The following is a 17,868-nucleotide window of genomic DNA, read 5'->3' as shown; positions in this document are numbered from 1 at the left end:
CACGGCGATCTACAGCCGCAGCGGCGGCTCGATCGGCATCGGCTTCGCCATTCCCTCTAACATGGTTCGCGCCTTCGCCGACGCGGCCAAGGCCGGGCTCGACTTCTTCGAGCGGCCCTATATCGGCGCCGAGTTCGAGGCGGTTACACCGCAGATCGCCGAATCGCTCGGAATGGAAAAGCCGGCCGGGGCCCTGGTCTCGTCGGTAGAGGCGACCGGACCAGCCGCCAAGGCTGGGCTCAAGCCCGGCGACGTCGTGCTCCAACTCAACGGCAGGCAGATCGACAGCATCCAGGCGCTGGATTATCGCATGGCGACGCTGTCGATCGGCACCACCGCCAATTTCGCGGTCCTGACCAAGGGCCAGCAGGCGGCGATGGACATTGCCCTGGAGCGCGCGCCCGAGGGCATGAAGGCGGCTGAAGTAACGTTGCATGGCCGCAGCCCGTTCTCCGGCGCCAAGGTGGCGCAACTGTCGCCGAGGCTCGCCCAGCGGCTTGGCCTGCGCGCCGACATCAAGGGTGTCACCGTGGTCGACATCAATCGCGACTCGCCGGCCGCCGATTTCGGCTTCCAGCCAGGCGACATCGTGCGCGAAGTGAACGGCACCACCATCGACACCGCGGCAGCCCTGGAGCAGGCGGCCAAGACGGATACACGTTGGTGGCGCTTTACGGTCGAGCGCGGCGGGCAGATACTGCGTCAGGTGTTGCGTTACTAAAGCACAGCCCGTGCATTCGGGCTCATGCTCCAACGAAAAAGAAGTGCATGGCCGATCTGTTCAGCGTCGATGAACCGGAACGGGCGCCCCCCGGGCGCCCGCTTGCCGACAGGCTGCGGCCCAAGAGTCTCGGCGAAGTCGTTGGCCAGGAACATCTGACCGGCCCCGACGGCGCGCTGACCCGGCTGATCGGCTCCGGTTCGCTGGGCTCCATGATCTTCTGGGGTCCGCCGGGCACCGGCAAGACGACGGTGGCACGGTTGCTGGCCGGCGAAACGAGCCTCGCTTTCGAACAGATATCGGCGGTCTTTTCCGGTGTCGCCGACCTGAAGAAAGTGTTCGAGGCCGCCAAGCTGCGCCGCGCCAACGGTCGGCAGACGCTGTTGTTCGTCGACGAGATCCACCGCTTCAACCGCGCTCAGCAGGATTCCTTCCTTCCTGTCATGGAGGACGGGACGGTGGTTCTGGTTGGCGCCACGACCGAAAACCCATCGTTTGAACTCAACGCGGCTCTCCTGTCCCGCGCGCGGGTGCTGGTCTTCCAGTCACTCAGTGAGGAGAGCATCGCCAAGCTGATGGCGCGGGCCGAGGAGACCGAGGGCAGGGCGCTGCCGCTCGATGGCGAGGCGCGGGAGATGCTCATCCGCATGAGCGACGGCGACGGCCGGGCGTCCCTAACGCTGGCGGAAGAGGTCTGGCGCGCCGCCAAGCCCGGCGAAATCTTCACCCCCGAGGGCCTGCAGCGCATCGTGCAGCGGCGTGCGCCGATCTATGACAAGGGCCAGGACGGCCACTACAATCTGATCTCGGCGCTGCACAAATCCGTGCGCGGCTCCGATCCCGACGCCGCGCTTTACTACCTGGCGCGCATGTTCGATGCCGGCGAGGATCCGCTCTATCTGGGGCGCCGGCTGGTGCGCATGGCCATGGAGGACATCGGCCTTGCCGACCCGCAGGCGCTGGTCGTCGCCAACGCGGCCAAGGACGCCTACGACTATCTCGGCTCGCCCGAGGGCGAACTCGCCTTTGCCGAGGCGACCGTCTATCTGGCCACCGCGCCGAAATCCAACGCTGTGTACACCGCCTTCAAGGCGGCCACCCGAGCGGCGAAGGAACATGGCTCGCTGCTGCCGCCCAAGCATATCCTCAATGCGCCCACCAAGCTGATGAAGGAAGAGGACTACGGCGCCGGCTATCGCTACGATCACGATCAGCCTGACGCTTTTTCGGGCCAGGACTATTTTCCCGAAAAGATGGGCCGCCAGGTCTTTTATGATCCTCCGGAGCGCGGCTTCGAACGCGACATCAGGAAGCGGCTCGATTATTGGGCGAAGCTGCGCAAAGAGAGGGAATAGCACGCTTTGCGTGCTCCTTTCGTCGTTACGCCGCAAGATCAGGCGTCGTCGCCTTGGGGCATCTCCACATCCATTGTTCTCCATGCGCTGCTCTTCGCGGCGCTGGCCCTGATGCCATTGCCGAAGCGGCCGAAACGCCTGGAAGAGGAGCGGGTGTCGGTGGACATCCTGACGCCCGCCCAGTTCGAGGCGGCAACAAGGCCGCCACCGACCCAGGCAGCGGCCGAGGCGCCAGTTGTCATGCCGCCGCCCGCTTCCAGCCAGCCTCGAGTTCAACAGCCCACCGCACCAGGCATGATCCGGCCGACCGAGATGCTGTCGGCCAAGACGCTTGCAGACCCGCGCAGCCGACAGGCGCGTGCCGATCTCGCCACCTTCGCTTCCGACGAGCGCATGGTCCAATTGTGCGATCTTGAGGCCATGGACCAGATTCACCGATGGCGCGCGGATTTTCGGCCCGAGCGCGTGGTGCCTTACGCAACAGCCGAGGAAAAATTCACTGGAATCATGGTTGCCGCCAATGGCGCTGCTTTCCGCAGCCGTGGAAATTGGTATGGTCTGAAATTCAGATGCCAACTGGCTGGAGACGGCGAAAGCGTCGTCGGCTTCGAATTCCTGGTTGGCGATCTGGTTCCCAGGGAAAAATGGGATGAGCTTGGCTTGCCGTCGGTGCATTGACCGATCCGGCAGGCTTCCCAAGGCAGCCAACCGGCCACGATATCGCGGACCGTTGTGTGGTGACCCAAAAAACCTTATCAAGGCGCACGACCGGGCGGTGGTCGTTGCCCAGATTTGGCATCTCATTCGCAACAGGATCGCGCTACGCGCGTGGAAAATGACAAAAACCCTTCGCAAATCCATTCGCAAATTCGCCATAGCCGTCCCGCTTCTGGCCCTAGGCTTTTACTTCATCCCGATCCTGACGACGATCTTCATCGTCTGTGGCCTGATCGACGTGATGCGCAACGACAGGAAGGACCTGTCGCTGTTCTCAGGCTATTTCCTCGGCAACGGCCTGTTCACCTGGTTGCTTTCGCCGTTCAACCTGCTGGTCGATCTGTTGTGCTACAGGAATCCGGGCGTTTGGAAGCTCGAGCAGTTTCCCGCAGACTATCAGCGCGAGGTCAATGAAGTCCTCGATATCTTCAAGGCGCGCAAGGACGAGATCATCGCCGACATCGATGCCAATTTCGGCGCCGGCCGGCGCGGCATGTATGTCTACCAATGGTACGGCAAGCACAAGATCGACAACGTCGCCGAGTTCAACAAGGACTTCAAATACATCAAGACCATCGCCGTATCCGTCTTCAGCAAGCGCGAATCGACCTCCTGGCACTTCGGGCCGCTACGGCTCAGCCTGCGCATCCTCTACAATCTGATCCCGGTGAAGTCGGAGATTTTCGTCGAGTGCGGCAACGTCAAGAACTACTGGTACGACAACCCGCTGTTCATCTTCGACGACACGCTGCTGCACCGGTCGGTCAACGAGTATGACGGCCGCCGCTATTGCGTGTTCATGGACATCATTCGTCCGTCGCCTGTCCCTGGCCTCATCGCCGGCCTGCTCGCCATCGTCTCGGTGAGCGTCGAGCGCATCAATTCCATGTTCTACAAGAACTGGAAGATGATCGGCTCGACCAAGCCGAAGAAGGTCGAAACCACCTGACACCGAATCGGCTCCGACCAGCCTAAGTCGGTGCCTCGCAACATGAGGTCTGGAAACACAACGCCGTTCATCGACGTGGTGCGGGGCAGGGGCGGGATGGTTTCGCCCGACATCTGCAGGCATAGGCGGTTCCTGACCCGTTCAACCGGATGTGTTGTGCTGCAAGCCATATCCTGGACGTGAGGGATTGACCTTGCGGCGTTGGACGATGCAGTAGAGATTCATGGCCAATCTGCTTCTTGTTGTGGTCGGCGGCGGCATCGGCGCAGGCGTCCGACATCTTACCAATATCGGCGCGCTCCGCGTCTTCGGGCCCAACTATCCCTGGGGCACGATGGTCATCAACATCGTCGGTTCCTTTGTCATGGGCCTGTTCGTCGCCTCGTTGATACGACGCGGCGGATCCAACGAACTCAGGCTCTTCGTCGCCACCGGCATTCTGGGCGGGTTCACGACCTTCTCGGCGTTTTCGCTGGATTTCGCCACTTTGTGGGAGCGCGGCGCGACGCTGCCGGCGCTGGCCTACGGTCTCGCCAGCGTGATTGGCGCCATAACCGCCCTGTTTGTGGGACTTTGGCTCGCAAGAAGCTTGCCATAGTGCTATTGCGGCGCCGAGAGCAGGCGAAGCCCTGCCCGGAACCGGACAAGCGACAAGATCATGGCAGGCGTTGAACAGATCACGGTTGAGGCCGGCGAGGCGGGCATGCGGCTCGACCGCTGGTTCAAGACCCATTTCCCAGGCCTCGGCTTCGGCCATTTGCAGAAGCTGCTGCGCTCCGGCCAGATCCGCGTCGATGGCGGCCGGGTCAAGGCCGACACCCGCGTCGAGCCTGGCCAGATGGTCCGCGTTCCGCCGCTTGAGGTCGACAAGAAAGGCGAAAGCGCGCTGACCGGCCACTCGATCCGCAATCAGGGCGATGCCGATGTGCTGGCCAAGATGCTGATCCATGAGGACCCGAAGGTCTTTGTCTTCAACAAGCCGGCGGGGCTGGCGGTGCAGGGCGGCTCCGGCGTTACCCGAAATGTCGACGACATGCTGGAAGCGTGGCGCAACCAGAAGGGCGAAAAGCCGCGGCTGGTCCACCGCCTCGACCGCGACACGTCGGGCGTGCTGGTTGTCGCCCGCAGCCGGCTGGCCGCCATGAAATTGTCTGAGGCGTTTCGCGCCCGCGAGACCAAGAAGACGTATTGGGCGCTGGTCAGGGGCGTGCCGCCCAAGCGCGAGGACAAGATCTCGACATGGCTGATCAAGGAGCCGACGCCCGACGGCGACCGCGTCCGTGTCGCTGCGCACGGTGAAAAAGGCGCCGACCATGCCGTGTCCTATTATCGGATCATCGAGCAGGCGGCGCAGACGATGACCTGGCTGGAAATGGAGCCCTATACGGGCCGCACCCACCAGCTTCGCGTCCATGCCGCCTATATCGGCTGTCCGATCATCGGCGACCCGAAATATTTCGAGGCCGACACCAACTGGGATTTCCCCGGCGGCATCCAGAACCGCCTGCATCTGCATGCGCGCCGCATCATCATCCCGCATCCCGACAAGGGCGTCATCGACGTCACCGCGCCGATGCCGCCGCACATGCGCCAGAGCTGGAACCTGATCGGCTTCGACGACGCCAGCGCGGAGGACTGATTGTGAGTGGCGCCACCGGCGCGCTCGACCGGCGGGATTCGGTCGACATGGCGGCCGCCGCCATCATGGTCGGCCTGACCTTTTCCTGGGGCCTGAATTACGTCGCAGCCAAGATATCCTACGCGGGCTACGACCCTGTCTTCCTGTCGATCGCGCGCTCCGTCATTGGCGGCCTGTGTGTCTACGCCTGGTGCCGGTGGCGCGGCATTGCGCTTTTCACACGCGATCGAACATTGCCCGCCGGCATCGCCGTGGGCGTGATCTTCGGCGTCGAGTTCCTCTGCCTCTATGTCGGCCTGGAGCACACCACCGTCGCCCGCAACACCTTGCTGGTCAACACCATGCCGTTCTGGATGCTGCTCGGAGGCCATTTCTTGCTCGGCGAGCGGATCACGCTGCGCAAATTCCTCGGACTGCTGCTCGCCTTCGCCGGCCTTGCCGCCGTCTTCTCCGACAAGCTCGGCGGGGGCGGGGACATGCTTTTCGGCGACCTGCTGAGCCTCGCTTCGGGGTTTTTCTGGGCCTTGACCAATATCCTGATCAAGCGGACGAGGCTGGTCGAGGCGAGCGCCGAGAAGCTGTTGCTCTACCAGCTTGCCGGCGCGGCGATCGTCGGACTGCTGGTGCTGCCGCTGGCCGGTCCAGCGATCCGCGACCCTAGCCTCCTGCCGACATTGGCCCTGCTTTTCCAGGCGGTCTACATCGTCGCCTTCACCTATGTGCTGTGGTTCTGGCTGCTGCGCCGCTATCCGGCCTCGAGCCTGTCCAGTTTCACCTTCCTGTCGCCGGTCTTCGGCGTGCTATGCGGAGCCATGATCTTGAACGAACCGCTGACCATGCGCATTTTTCTTGCACTTGGCCTGATTGCCGCCGGCCTGATCATCGTCAACCGGCCCTCGCGCAAGCTGGCGCCGGTGTAAGGAGGCCTTCCATGCGTGACATCCTCAACGACCTCGAAGCGGGCAAATATCTTTCCGATCCGGATCCGGTGCGCCGCGCCCAGATCCAGATGAAGACGCATCTGCCGAAGCGCTTCTACAAGGCCGTCTCGGTTTCGCCTGTCGAAGATGGTTTCGCCGTGCATCTCGACGGCAAGCCGGTGCGCACGCCAGGCAAGGCGTTGCTTGCGCTGCCGACAGAAGCAGCCGCGCTGCTGATCGCCGATGAGTTCGCGGCCCAGGGCGAAACGATCAATCCGGTGACGATGCCGGTGATGCGCCTGGTCAACACCGCGATCGATGGCGTTGCCAGCGACGCGCAGGCTGTGCTGGAAGATATCCTGCGCTTCGCCTCGTCCGATCTGCTCTGTTACCGCGCCGACGCTCCGCAAGGGCTGGTCGAACGGCAGAACCAACACTGGGACCCCGTCCTTGACTGGGCACGCGGCAGCCTGGGCGCCCGTTTCAATCTTGCCGAGGGCATTGTCCATGTCGAACAGCCACGCGAGACCATCGCCGTGCTCGGTGTCCATCTCAGTCAGCGCGCCGATCCGCTGAGGCTGGCGGCTATCCACGTCATGACCTCGCTGACCGGTTCGGCGCTGCTGGCGCTGGCCGTCGATTCGGGGGAGCTCGACGCCGATGCCGCCTGGGCCGCCGGCCATGTCGACGAGGACTGGCAGATAGAGCATTGGGGGCAGGACGCCGAGGCCGTCGCGCGCCGCGCCGCTCGCAAGCGGGACATGTTGGCCGCGGTCAGCGTGCTCGAAGCCCTGAAGCGCTGACGGCTCGCCGCGCGGCCCATGCCGCACCGCACCTAATACCAAAGTCATAATCCCAAAGCAGCGCTGCCGTTGCCGGACGCTTTCTGTCATTTGTTCGGCGATGGCAGTGCTTGAGTCCGTGCTCGGAGGAGGATGCGGACAATGACGCGCGGCATCGAGGACAAGCGTCTCACGGGAGGAGGACAAATCCATGGCAATCGCATCGACCGCCGGCGGAGCCAGCCGCGGCATGACGAGGGAGGAGAAGAAGGTCATCTTCGCTTCCTCGCTCGGCACCGTTTTCGAATGGTATGATTTCTATCTCTACGGTTCGCTGGCGGTGTTCATCGGATCGACCTTTTTCAGCCCAACCATCCCGGAGGCGACGCGCAACATCTTCGCATTGCTGGCTTTCGCCGCCGGCTTCCTCGTGCGCCCGTTCGGCGCACTGCTGTTCGGCCGCATCGGCGACCTTGTCGGTCGTAAATATACGTTCCTCGTCACCATGACGATCATGGGCCTGTCGACCTTCCTGGTCGGCTTGCTGCCGGGCTACGCGACCTTGGGCATCGCGGCTCCCATCATCCTGATTGTCCTGCGCATGCTGCAGGGTCTGGCGCTGGGCGGCGAATATGGCGGAGCGGCCACCTATGTCGCCGAACACGCACCGGACAACCGCCGCGGCTACTACACGTCATGGATACAGACAACCGCTACGCTCGGCCTGTTCCTGTCGCTGATCGTGATCCTGATCGTGCAAGGGTCGCTGAGCAAGGAAAACTACGCCGCCTGGGGCTGGCGCATTCCGTTCATCGTGTCCTTCCTGCTGCTCGGCATCTCGATCTGGATCCGGCTTTCACTCTCCGAATCGCCGACCTTCCAGAAGATGAAGGATGAAGGCAAAGGCTCGAAGGCGCCGCTGACGGAAGCCTTTGGTCAGTGGAAGAACGCGAGGATCGCGATCCTGGCGCTGCTCGGCCTCACTGCCGGGCAGGCCGTGGTCTGGTACAATGGCCAGTTCTACGCGCTGTTCTTCCTGCAGAACGTTCTCAAGGTCGATGCGCAATCGGTCAACATCATGATCGCCATTGCTCTGGCGCTCGGTTCGATCTTCTTTGTCGTATTCGGCTGGCTCTCCGACAAGATAGGCCGCAAGCCGATCATCATGGCGGGTCTCGCCCTGGCGATCGTTTGCACCTTCCCGCTGTTCAAGGCGTTGACCTGGGCCGCCAATCCGGCACTTGCCACCGCTCAGCAGAATACGCGCGCGACGGTGACCGCGGCACCCGGTGACTGCAAGTTCCAGTTCAATCCGGTCGGTACCGCCAAGTTCACGACATCCTGCGACATCGCGACTTCGTTCCTGACCAAGAACTCGGTTCCCTATGACGTGGTCTCGACGGCGCCGGCCGGAACGGCTGCGTCGGTCAAGATCGGCAGTGAGACGGTGGAGTCCTACGACGCGATCGCCGCCGGGGACCAGGCCAAGGCCAAGGACGCTGCTTTCGTCAAGGCCGTCAACACGTCGCTGCGGGACGGCGGCTATCCGCTGAAGCGCGCGGCGATCAAGATCCCTGACCAGAAGCTTGACGCGTTTATCGCGGCCAATCCGGAACTCAAGCTCGATGCGGCCGCCATCCGCGCGGGCGAGAAGGCGACGGTCCCCGCCGATCAGGCGATAAAGGACAAGCTGTTGACAGCCGAAGAGGCAGCAGGGGCGCCCGAAGTCGCCGTCTACACCATACCGGGCGGCGGCGCTTTCGCCATGTTCGCCGACCCGGCCGGCATCAACTGGCCTATGACGATCGGCATCCTGTTCATCCTCGTGCTGTTCGTGACCATGGTCTATGGGCCTATTGCCGCAATCCTGGTCGAAATGTTCCCGACCCGCATCCGCTACACCGGCATGTCATTGCCCTATCACATCGGCAATGGCTGGTTCGGTGGCCTGTTGCCGGCGACCGTGTTCGCGCTCAGCGCCTACAAGGGCGATATCTACTATGGCCTCTGGTATCCGGTGGTCATCGCGGCGATGTCGCTAGTGATTGGTATGATCTTCGTCCGGGACACGCTCGGGACAAATCTGCACACAAAGCAGTAGCCGCCACCTGCCAGACAACAAAAACCCGGCGCGACAATGGCGCCGGGTTTTTCAATTCGTATCGACCATTCGACGAGACAGGGCTTAGCTGCGCCGGTCCTGTCTTGCGTCCTCGATCGCCGCGTCGTGATACCACCCGTCACCGAAATCCGTCCGTACACCGCGTAGCGAAGCAAGCTCTGCCGCAAACTTAGCCTTGCCGCTCAAATTTGAGGCAGAGGCGCGCGCTGCCAGCGGGAACATCAAAATTGTGGCCGACGGTCGAGTGGAAATGCTTTCCATTGTCGGGCTCCCTGGTTTTGCCGAACCTGATCGATTCAACTTGCAACAAAGATAAGGTCTGCAACCAAGGTAGGCAATATGCCTACGAAAAGATCAGTATTTGCCCACTATTTATGCAATCTCTATAGATGACCGATCCTGGCGCACCGTTTAGACGGCTGCAGAATATCCTCGGGTTTTGCGTTCATTTTGTCGCACCTCTCCAGACGCGAATGGCACATGATTTGCGTTTTAAGGAAGCGGCAGGTCGGCTGCTGGCTGGGTCGGCATGCGCGGACGCCACCGGAGTCTTCTGATCAAGCAACGAGAGGCTAGAATGACGAAATACAAGCTCGAGTACATTTGGCTCGATGGATATACCCCGGTCCCCAATCTCCGCGGCAAGACACAGATCAAGGAATTTGCCGAATTCCCGACCCTTGAAGATCTGCCGCTGTGGGGCTTCGACGGTTCTTCAACACAGCAGGCTGAAGGCCACAGCTCTGATTGCGTGCTGAAGCCGGTGGCCGTGTATCCCGATCCGGCTCGCACGAATGGTGTGCTGGTGATGTGCGAAGTCATGATGCCCGATGGCGTGACGCCACACGCTTCCAACAAGCGCGCCACCATCCTCGATGACGAGGGCGCCTGGTTCGGCTTCGAGCAGGAATATTTCTTCTACAAGGACGGTCGCCCGCTCGGCTTCCCCGAGAGTGGCTATCCCGCACCGCAGGGTCCTTACTACACCGGCGTCGGTTACTCCAATGTCGGCTCCGTAGCGCGCACCATCGTCGAGGAACACCTCGACCAGTGCCTGGCGGCCGGCATCAACCATGAAGGCATCAACGCCGAAGTGGCGAAGGGCCAATGGGAATTCCAGATCTTCGGCAAGGGCTCCAAGAGGGCCGCCGACCAGATGTGGATGGCCCGCTACCTCCTGCAGCGCCTGACCGAGAAATACGGCATCGACATCGAATACCACTGCAAGCCGCTCGGCGACACCGACTGGAACGGCTCGGGCATGCATGCCAACTTCTCGACCGCCTATATGCGCGAAGTCGGCGGCAAGGCCTATTTCGAAGCGCTCATGGCGGCCTTCGACAAGAACCTGATGGATCACATCGCCGTCTACGGCCCGGACAACGACAAGCGCTTGACCGGCAAGCACGAGACCGCGCCGTGGAACAAGTTCAGCTATGGCATCGCCGATCGCGGCGCCTCGATCCGCGTGCCGCACTCCTTCATCAAGAACGACTACAAGGGCTATCTGGAAGACCGCCGCCCGAATTCGCAGGGCGACCCCTACCAGATCGCTTCGCAGATCCTGAAGACAATCGCATCGGTGGCGGCCAGCGCCCAGGTTTCGGCTGCCGCCTAAGCATCTCCTGCGTAGACATTAGAAGGCCCCGGCGTTCGCGCCGGGGCCTTCTGTTTTCGGCGCCTGCGGGAGGCGGTGGTTCGGGTCCGGGCCGGCCCGGTCGGGATTCCAGCGCTTGAAAGCCTGCCTCCAGTCTGCCAGAAGGGCCGCTTGGACTTGACGTTGAGCGGGACGAAGCCATGAAGGCGTTTTTCGTGCAGATCAAATGTGAACTCGGCAAATCCTATGAGGTTGCCAGCGCGCTTGCCGATGCCGAGATCGCCTCGGAAATCTATTCCACCGCGGGGAACTACGATCTATTGGCCAAGTTTTACGTCGATGACGAGGAAGATGTCGGCCATTTCGTCAACGAGAAGGTGCAGGTTCTTCCGGGCATCAAGGATACGTTCACGGTCGTCACGTTCCGCGCGTTCTAGCCGTCAAGCGCGCCTTCGCCTAAACGATAAAGAGCCTGATCAAGGTCGAGTCCGAGCTGCCCATAATTTAGGCAGGATAAAGATACTGATCGCCGGCTTCCTCCAAATCACCGATTGCGCTTGATTTTCTCCCGCGACGCCAGTGAAATGACGTCACAGGGGAGTATGCGATTGGCAGCGTTCGACGAAATGCTTCCGGAAGTTTCCGGATTGAGAAAACCGTATTCGGCTTACGATCGCTGGCTGAAGGAGCAGGATCCGGCCAGGCTTACCGAGAAGATGCAGGACGCCGAACGCGTCTTCCGCAAGACAGGCATAACCTTTGCCGTCTACGGCGAACAGGAAGCGTCCGAGCGGCTGATCCCGTTCGACATTGTTCCCCGCATCATCTCCGGAAATGAATGGCGCCGCCTGACGCAGGGCATCGAACAGCGCGTCCAGGCGCTGAACGCCTTCCTCGATGACATCTACCACCGCCAGGAAATCCTGCGCGCGGGGCGCCTGCCCAGGGAACTGATCGCCAGGAACGAGGCTTTTCTGCCCGAGATGATCGGGGTCAGGCCGCCGGCCGGGGTCTACACCCACATCATCGGCGTCGACATCGTCCGCATCAGCGAGGACGAATTCTACGTGCTGGAGGACAATGCGCGCACGCCGTCCGGCGTCTCCTATATGCTGGAGAACCGCGAGACCATGATGCAGCTGTTCCCGGAGCTTTTCCAGAAGATCAAGGTGCGGCCGGTGGAGAACTACCCGCAGCTTCTGCGCCAGTCACTGGCGGCGGTGCGGCCGCAAAGCACCAAGGGCGCTCCGACCATCGCTGTGCTGACGCCCGGCAGTTTCAACTCCGCCTATTTCGAACACGCCTTCCTTGCCGACCAGATGGGCGTGCAACTTGTCGAGGGCCAGGATCTGCGGGTCGTCGACGGCCATGTCGCGATGCGCACGACCGAAGGCTACAAGCAGATCGACGTGCTCTATCGCCGGGTGGACGATTCGTATCTCGATCCGCTGACCTTCCGGCCGGATTCCGCACTGGGCGTGCCCGGCATCATGGATGTCTACCGCGCTGGCAACATCACCATCGCCAATGCGCCCGGAACCGGCATCGCCGACGACAAGGCGATCTATTCCTACATGCCGGAGATCATCGAGTTCTACACCGGCCGCAAGGCGATCCTGGGCAACATCCCAACATGGCGCTGTTCGGAGCCGGACAGCCTGAAATACGTGCTCGAGCACATCGACGAGCTGGTGATCAAGGAAGTGCACGGTTCCGGCGGCTACGGAATGTTGGTCGGGCCGGCGGCGAGCAAGAAGGAATGCGAGAATTTCGCCAAGAAACTGGCGGCGAGACCTTCGAACTATATTGCCCAGCCGACACTGGCATTGTCGACCTGCCCGATCCTGACCGACAAGGGTCTGGCGCCGCGCCATGTCGATCTCAGGCCTTACGTGCTGGTTTCCGACCGCATCCAGATCGTGCCCGGCGGCCTGACCCGCGTCGCGCTCAAGGAAGGTTCGCTGGTCGTGAATTCCTCGCAAGGCGGCGGCACCAAGGATACCTGGGTGCTGGATGATTGATTTTCATTTGAAGGGTTTTGGATGCTTTTAGGCCGCACCGCCGCCGGGCTTTACTGGATGAACCGCTATATCGAGCGAGCGGAGAACATGGCGCGTCTGGTCGATGCCGGGCTGCGCATGGCGTTGACCCGCACCCAGAGCGCCTCGGAGGAGTGGAGTTCGGTCCTGCTCAGCGCCGGTTCGGATGTGACTTTCAGCCAGAAATATCAGGAGTACACCGCCGCCAATGTCGCCGACTTCCTGCTGCGCGACACATCGAACCCGTCGAGCACGATGGCTGCCATCGAGACGGCCCGCAACAATGCCCGCATGGTGCGCACGGCGCTGACGCGCGAGACGTGGGAGAGCATCAACGAAGCCTGGATGTCGCTCAAACGAATGCTGGCAAGGCCGATCGACGAACGCGACCTGCCCAGCGTGCTCGACGCGATCAAGCGCGAGACGGCGCTGATCCGCGGATCGTTCTACGGGACCATGTTGCGCAACGAGATCTTCGACTTTTCGCAACTCGGCACCTATGTCGAGCGCGCCGACAACACGGCGCGTATCCTCGACGTAAAGTATTACGTCCTGTTGCCGTCCATCTCATGGGTCGGTTCGACGCTCGACAACTATCAGTGGGAGTCTATCCTGCGCTCGGTATCGGCGCATCGGTCCTATCGCTGGGTCTATGAAGCGGACTACAAGCCGACCAATATCGCCGACTATCTGATCCTCAACGTCCGGATGCCGCGTTCACTGACATTTTGCTACCGCTTCCTGGCGGAGCATCTGAAATTCCTGAGCGACGACTATGGTGAACAGCACGCCTGCCACGCCACCGTCGAAAGGACACAGGCCATGTTGAGGGCAGGGTCGATCAAGAACATATTCGATGCCGGCCTGCACGAATTCCTGGCCAACTTCATTCAAGACAATACCAAGCTCGGCGACGAGATCGCGCTGGATTACCGGTTCAATTGAGCATGAGTCCGAACCGAGCCACCGCGACAGCCAAAATCGGGCACTGGTTTCCGGACAAGGCCACGCCCGCGAACGGAAAAAGAGCATGCGGCTGAAGATCACCCACAGGACCGAGTACCGCTACGACGCGCCGGTGCAATATCTGTTGCAGCGGCTGCGGCTGCTCCCGGTGAGCGGCTCGACACAGACCGTGCTGTCCTGGACTCTCGCCATCGAGGGGGCTCGGGAAGAGGTTCGCTTTGTCGATCATTTCGGCAATGACACAAGGCTGTTGAGCGTCGAGGGCGAACGCGACTTCATCACAGTGGAAGCGGCGGGCGAAGTGGTGACGCGCGACACTGCGGGCGTCTCGGGCCCGCATCAGGGCTTCACGCCGCTGTGGCTGTACAGCCAGGAGACGCCATTGACGATGGTCGGCGGCGGGGTTCGTGAACTGGCAGACTCGGTCGGCGAGGGAGCCGATATCGAAAGGCTGCACCGGTTGATGGCCATCATCGGCGAACGCGTCGCCTATACGCCCGGCAGCACCACCGCGGCGACGCCCGCCGAGGAAGCGTTGGCGCTCAAGACCGGCGTTTGTCAGGATCACACCCATATCTTTGCCGCCGCGGCGCGTTGCATGGGGTTCCCGGCTCGCTACGTCAGTGGCTATCTGATGCTGGATGCGACCGTGGAGCAGGCCGCAAGCCATGCCTGGGCCGAAGCGCATGTCTCGGGACTCGGTTGGGTCGCCTTCGACGCCGCCAACGGAATTTCTCCCGACGAGCGCTATGTGAAGGTGGCGACAGGCCGGGATTATCGCGACGCCACGCCGGTGTCGGGAATTCGACTGGGACAGGCGCAAGAACGGCTTGCGGTTACCGTCACGGTGGAGCAGTAGTCCCCAAGGATTGCTGCAAGAAGAGATTCCATGACCTATTGCGTCGGCCTGAAGATCGATCGCGGGCTCGTGTTCATGTCGGACACGCGCACGAACGCCGGCATGGATTCGATCTCCACCTTCCGCAAGATGCACGTCTGGGAAGAACCGGGCGAGCGTGTCATTGTCTTGATGTCCGCCGGCAATCTGGCGACGACACAGGCGGTGGTCAGCCTTCTCGACGAGCGCACCAAGGCGATTACCGAGCGACACTCGACGCTGCTGGAAACGCCGTCCATGTACCAGACGGTGCGGATGGTCGGTGATACGGTCAAGGAGGTGATCGCCAGTTCCTCGCCCGTGGGCGAAAAGGCGGATTCCTATTTCAATGCCTCCTTCATCCTCGGCGGCCAGATCAAGGGCAGTGAGCCGCGGCTATTCATGATCTATCCCGAAGGCAATTTCATCGAGTCGACCGAAGACACGCCGTTCTTCCAGATCGGCGAGACCAAGTACGGCAAGCCGATCATCATCCGTGCCTATGACAAGACGATGAGTCTCGCCGAGACGGTGAAGCTGCTTCTGGTGTCGTTCGATTCGACGCTGAAGTCGAACCTGTCGGTCGGATTGCCGCTCGACCTGCTTTTCCTGGAGAGGGACGCATACAAGGTCGGCTTGAAGAGGCGGATCGGCCAGGACGACCAGTACTACCGCACCATCTCGGATGGATGGTCGAAGGCGCTGAAAACGGCTTTTGCCAGCCTGCCGGATTTCCCCGGCTAGGCGGAGCCGCATCCGCCGGCGGCTTCGTGTGTCGCACTGGTAGATCGACTTCGCTGCTGCTCCGCTGGCGACATGGCGGGCGAGCCAACATGCCGGGAGGACACGATGAACGAGGATGATTTCCGGCAATGGTCGCGGCGCGCCGCCGACTGGGGTGCGGATTATCGCAGCTCGCTGCGCGAACGGCCAGTGCGGCCACGGATCGAGCCGGGAGATATTTTCAGAAGCATTGCGGCTTCGGCTCCCGAAGCGGCGGAGCCGATGGACACCATCTTCGCGGATTTCGAAAAGAAGATCCTGCCGGGGATGACCCATTGGCAGCATCCGCGTTTCTTCGCCTATTTCCCGGCCAACGCGGCGCCGGTCTCCGTGGTGGCGGAGTATCTGGTTTCGGCGATGGCGGCGCAGTGCATGCTCTGGCAGACGTCGCCGGCGGCGACGGAGCTCGAGACCCGAACCGTCGACTGGATGCGCCAGGCGCTCGGCCTGCCGCAGGGTTTCTCAGGCGTGATCCAGGATTCGGCGTCGTCGGCGACGCTCGCCGCCGTGCTGACGATGCGTGAACGCGCGCTCGACTGGCAGGGCAACAGGCAAGGCCTGGCAGGCCACCCGCAAGTGCGCGTCTATTCTTCCGACCAGGTGCACACCTCCATCGACCGGGCGATCTGGATTTCCGGCATCGGCGAAGAGAACCTGGTTCGCATTCGGGGTCAGGGCCGTTTCCGCGCCATGGATAAAGCGGCCCTCGAAGCGGCGATCGTCGCCGATCGCGCGGCTGGGATGCTGCCCGCCGGCATCATCGGCAGCGTCGGCGGAACCAGCATTGGCGGCACGGACGATATCGCGGACATCGCCGATGTGGCGCGCCGTCATGGACTCTATTTGCATGTCGATGCCGCCTGGGCCGGATCGGCGATGATCTGCCCTGAATATCGTCATTACTGGGCGGGCGCCGAACAGGCGGATTCCATCGTCTTCAACCCGCACAAATGGCTTGGCGCGCAGTTCGACTGCTCCATCCAGTTCCTGCGCCAGCCGCAGGACCTGGTGCGCACGCTGGCGATCAAGCCCGAATTCCTCAAGACGCATGGTCGCGACGGCGTCATCAACTACTCGGAATGGTCGGTGCCGCTTGGCCGGCGCTTTCGCGCGCTCAAGCTATGGTTCCTGTTGCGCGCCCACGGGCTGGAAAACCTGCGGGCCATGATCCGCGCCCATGTGGCGTGGAGCGAGAGACTTGCCGCGCGGCTCGCAGGAGAGCCGGATTTCGAGATCGTCAGCCAACCGATGTTGTCGCTGTTTTCGTTCCGGCACCGGCCGGCGATCGATCATGACGCCGACGAGCACAATCTGCGGCTGGTCAATGCCATCAACGATGATGGCCGCATCTACCTGACGCAGACAAGGGTCGATGGACGGGTAGCGATCCGGTTCCAGGTCGGCCAGTTCGAGACGACATCCGCCGATGTCGATGCGGCATTCAGCGTCATAACCGAAATTGCCCGCCGCGTAGTCTGAATCCACGACGATCAGGTCGCCGGACGCACTGCCGGCGCGTGTCTTTTCATCGCTTTCGTTTTCAGCTATAGGCATGAAAAACGAAAACGGAAGTTCACCGATGTATCTCTCGCCGCGCCATGCCGAAATCATCGAGATGGCCAAGCAGCATGGGCGTGTCTTGGTCGATGACCTTGCCACTCATTTCAATGTGACGCCGCAGACCATCCGCAAGGATCTCAATGACCTCTGCGACCAGAGGCTGCTTTCCCGCGTCCACGGCGGAGCGTTGTTTCCCTCCGGTATCGAAAATATGGAGTATGAGGCGCGGCGCAAGATTGCCGCCGATGAGAAGGAGGCAATCGGTCGTGCGGCTGCAAGGCTTATACCCGACCACGCCTCGCTGTTCATCAACATCGGCACCACGACTGAGGCGGTCAGCAAGGCATTGCTGGATCATGTCGGCCTGATGGTCATCACCAATAATATCAATGTTGCCAACCGGATGCGCGTATATCCTTCGATCGAAGTGGTAATCGCCGGGGGTGTCGTGCGTGGCTCGGATGGCGGCGTCGTGGGTGAGGCTGCGGTCGATTTCATCAGGCAGTTCAAGGTCGATTATGCCGTGATCGGGGCATCGGCGATCGATCATGACGGCGCGTTGTTGGATTTCGATTTCCGCGAGGTGAAAGTGGCGCAGGCTATCATCGCCAATGCGCGCCATGTCATCCTGGTTTCGGACCAGACCAAATTCGAAAGGACGGCGCCGGTTCGCATCGGTCATCTGTCGCAGGTCAATACCTTCATCACCGACCATTGCGACATCCCTTCGGTGCGCAAGATCTGCCAGGAGGCGGATGTTCAACTGATCGAAACCTCCGTCGCCTGAGCGGCCTTTGGGCCTATGTCACAGACATCTCACGGCCTCGTGACATTTCGTTTG

Annotated in this window: 18 protein-coding genes; 17 read left to right on the top strand and 1 reads right to left on the bottom strand. The window is 61.8% G+C overall.

Annotated features, from left to right (window positions below):
• The 9 genes from WC739_RS18230 to WC739_RS18190 all read left to right on the top strand — a co-directional run.
• On the top strand, positions 1–721 hold a 721-nt coding region (locus WC739_RS18230), incomplete at its 5' end, for a PDZ domain-containing protein (protein ID WP_372954424.1).
• Positions 722–768: 47 nt separating this feature from the next.
• Positions 769–2,076 (top strand): replication-associated recombination protein A, encoded by a 1,308-nt coding sequence (locus WC739_RS18225; RefSeq protein ID WP_372954423.1) that lies wholly within the window; start codon positions 769–771, stop codon positions 2,074–2,076.
• A 6-nt stretch (positions 2,077–2,082) separates the two neighbouring features.
• Positions 2,083–2,754: a DUF930 domain-containing protein gene (locus WC739_RS18220; RefSeq protein ID WP_372954422.1), complete on the top strand. Its 672-nt coding sequence runs from the start codon at positions 2,083–2,085 to the stop codon at positions 2,752–2,754.
• Positions 2,755–2,911: 157 nt separating this feature from the next.
• Positions 2,912–3,742 carry an aspartyl/asparaginyl beta-hydroxylase domain-containing protein gene (locus tag WC739_RS18215; RefSeq protein ID WP_372954421.1) on the top strand — a complete coding sequence of 277 codons (831 nt, stop codon included), beginning with the start codon at positions 2,912–2,914 and terminating at the stop codon, positions 3,740–3,742.
• A gap of 223 nt (positions 3,743–3,965) precedes the next feature.
• The gene (gene crcB / locus WC739_RS18210; RefSeq protein WP_372954420.1) at positions 3,966–4,340 is read left to right on the top strand and encodes a fluoride efflux transporter CrcB; all 375 of its coding nucleotides are present in this window, start codon (positions 3,966–3,968) and stop codon (positions 4,338–4,340) included.
• 60 nt (positions 4,341–4,400) lie between these two features.
• Positions 4,401–5,381 carry an RluA family pseudouridine synthase gene (locus tag WC739_RS18205; protein ID WP_372954419.1) on the top strand — a complete coding sequence of 327 codons (981 nt, stop codon included), beginning with the start codon at positions 4,401–4,403 and terminating at the stop codon, positions 5,379–5,381.
• Between the two features lie 47 nt (positions 5,382–5,428).
• Complete coding sequence (locus WC739_RS18200; RefSeq protein WP_372954426.1) at positions 5,429–6,301, top strand: DMT family transporter; 873 nt, start codon at positions 5,429–5,431, stop codon at positions 6,299–6,301.
• 11 nt (positions 6,302–6,312) lie between these two features.
• Positions 6,313–7,104, top strand: a complete 792-nt coding sequence (locus WC739_RS18195; protein ID WP_372954418.1) for an ATP12 family chaperone protein — start codon at positions 6,313–6,315, stop codon at positions 7,102–7,104.
• 190 nt (positions 7,105–7,294) lie between these two features.
• Positions 7,295–9,184: an MFS transporter gene (locus WC739_RS18190; RefSeq protein WP_372954417.1), complete on the top strand. Its 1,890-nt coding sequence runs from the start codon at positions 7,295–7,297 to the stop codon at positions 9,182–9,184.
• Positions 9,185–9,268: 84 nt separating this feature from the next.
• On the opposite strand, the gene WC739_RS18185 is transcribed toward WC739_RS18190, so the two are convergent.
• The gene (locus WC739_RS18185) at positions 9,269–9,466 is read right to left on the bottom strand and encodes a DUF2735 domain-containing protein (RefSeq protein WP_372954416.1); all 198 of its coding nucleotides are present in this window, start codon (positions 9,464–9,466) and stop codon (positions 9,269–9,271) included.
• Positions 9,467–9,782: 316 nt separating this feature from the next.
• Between WC739_RS18185 and WC739_RS18180 the strand changes: the two genes are divergently transcribed.
• From WC739_RS18180 to WC739_RS18145, 8 genes are all read left to right on the top strand, one after another.
• A complete protein-coding gene (locus WC739_RS18180; protein ID WP_372954415.1) occupies positions 9,783–10,823 on the top strand; it encodes a glutamine synthetase beta-grasp domain-containing protein in 1,041 nt (346 codons plus the stop codon).
• Positions 10,824–11,002: 179 nt separating this feature from the next.
• Positions 11,003–11,239, top strand: a complete 237-nt coding sequence (locus WC739_RS18175; RefSeq protein ID WP_091574954.1) for an Lrp/AsnC family transcriptional regulator — start codon at positions 11,003–11,005, stop codon at positions 11,237–11,239.
• A 171-nt stretch (positions 11,240–11,410) separates the two neighbouring features.
• Positions 11,411–12,823: a circularly permuted type 2 ATP-grasp protein gene (locus WC739_RS18170; RefSeq protein WP_372954414.1), complete on the top strand. Its 1,413-nt coding sequence runs from the start codon at positions 11,411–11,413 to the stop codon at positions 12,821–12,823.
• 21 nt (positions 12,824–12,844) lie between these two features.
• On the top strand, positions 12,845–13,786 hold the full coding sequence (locus tag WC739_RS18165) for an alpha-E domain-containing protein (protein WP_372954413.1): 942 nt from the start codon (positions 12,845–12,847) through the stop codon (positions 13,784–13,786).
• Between the two features lie 85 nt (positions 13,787–13,871).
• Positions 13,872–14,666 carry a transglutaminase domain-containing protein gene (locus tag WC739_RS18160; protein ID WP_372954412.1) on the top strand — a complete coding sequence of 265 codons (795 nt, stop codon included), beginning with the start codon at positions 13,872–13,874 and terminating at the stop codon, positions 14,664–14,666.
• A gap of 30 nt (positions 14,667–14,696) precedes the next feature.
• Positions 14,697–15,428, top strand: a complete 732-nt coding sequence (locus tag WC739_RS18155) for a peptidase (RefSeq protein ID WP_372954411.1) — start codon at positions 14,697–14,699, stop codon at positions 15,426–15,428.
• Positions 15,429–15,533: 105 nt separating this feature from the next.
• On the top strand, positions 15,534–16,946 hold the full coding sequence (locus WC739_RS18150) for an aspartate aminotransferase family protein (protein ID WP_372954410.1): 1,413 nt from the start codon (positions 15,534–15,536) through the stop codon (positions 16,944–16,946).
• A 100-nt stretch (positions 16,947–17,046) separates the two neighbouring features.
• Complete coding sequence (locus WC739_RS18145; RefSeq protein ID WP_372954425.1) at positions 17,047–17,814, top strand: DeoR/GlpR family DNA-binding transcription regulator; 768 nt, start codon at positions 17,047–17,049, stop codon at positions 17,812–17,814.
• Positions 17,815–17,868 lie beyond the last annotated feature (54 nt).

Origin of the sequence: Mesorhizobium sp., from assembly GCF_041661565.1 — a bacterium.
Lineage (GTDB): Bacteria > Pseudomonadota > Alphaproteobacteria > Rhizobiales > Rhizobiaceae > Mesorhizobium.
This window is presented reverse-complemented; position numbering and strand designations above follow the sequence as displayed.

Bases quoted from the DNA above. Each gene is read 5' to 3' on its own strand.
- WC739_RS18225 (WP_372954423.1), top strand. From the start codon at position 769: ATGGCCGATCTGTTCAGCGTCGATGAACCGGAACGGGCGCCCCCCGGG.
- WC739_RS18215 (WP_372954421.1), top strand. From the start codon at position 2,912: ATGACAAAAACCCTTCGCAAATCCATTCGCAAATTCGCCATAGCCGTC.
- crcB (WP_372954420.1), top strand. From the start codon at position 3,966: ATGGCCAATCTGCTTCTTGTTGTGGTCGGCGGCGGCATCGGCGCAGGC.
- WC739_RS18205 (WP_372954419.1), top strand. From the start codon at position 4,401: ATGGCAGGCGTTGAACAGATCACGGTTGAGGCCGGCGAGGCGGGCATG.
- WC739_RS18200 (WP_372954426.1), top strand. From the start codon at position 5,429: ATGGCGGCCGCCGCCATCATGGTCGGCCTGACCTTTTCCTGGGGCCTG.
- WC739_RS18195 (WP_372954418.1), top strand. From the start codon at position 6,313: ATGCGTGACATCCTCAACGACCTCGAAGCGGGCAAATATCTTTCCGAT.
- WC739_RS18190 (WP_372954417.1), top strand. From the start codon at position 7,295: ATGGCAATCGCATCGACCGCCGGCGGAGCCAGCCGCGGCATGACGAGG.
- WC739_RS18185 (WP_372954416.1), bottom strand. From the start codon at position 9,466: ATGGAAAGCATTTCCACTCGACCGTCGGCCACAATTTTGATGTTCCCG.
- WC739_RS18180 (WP_372954415.1), top strand. From the start codon at position 9,783: ATGACGAAATACAAGCTCGAGTACATTTGGCTCGATGGATATACCCCG.
- WC739_RS18175 (WP_091574954.1), top strand. From the start codon at position 11,003: ATGAAGGCGTTTTTCGTGCAGATCAAATGTGAACTCGGCAAATCCTAT.
- WC739_RS18165 (WP_372954413.1), top strand. From the start codon at position 12,845: ATGCTTTTAGGCCGCACCGCCGCCGGGCTTTACTGGATGAACCGCTAT.
- WC739_RS18160 (WP_372954412.1), top strand. From the start codon at position 13,872: ATGCGGCTGAAGATCACCCACAGGACCGAGTACCGCTACGACGCGCCG.
- WC739_RS18155 (WP_372954411.1), top strand. From the start codon at position 14,697: ATGACCTATTGCGTCGGCCTGAAGATCGATCGCGGGCTCGTGTTCATG.
- WC739_RS18150 (WP_372954410.1), top strand. From the start codon at position 15,534: ATGAACGAGGATGATTTCCGGCAATGGTCGCGGCGCGCCGCCGACTGG.
- WC739_RS18145 (WP_372954425.1), top strand. From the start codon at position 17,047: ATGTATCTCTCGCCGCGCCATGCCGAAATCATCGAGATGGCCAAGCAG.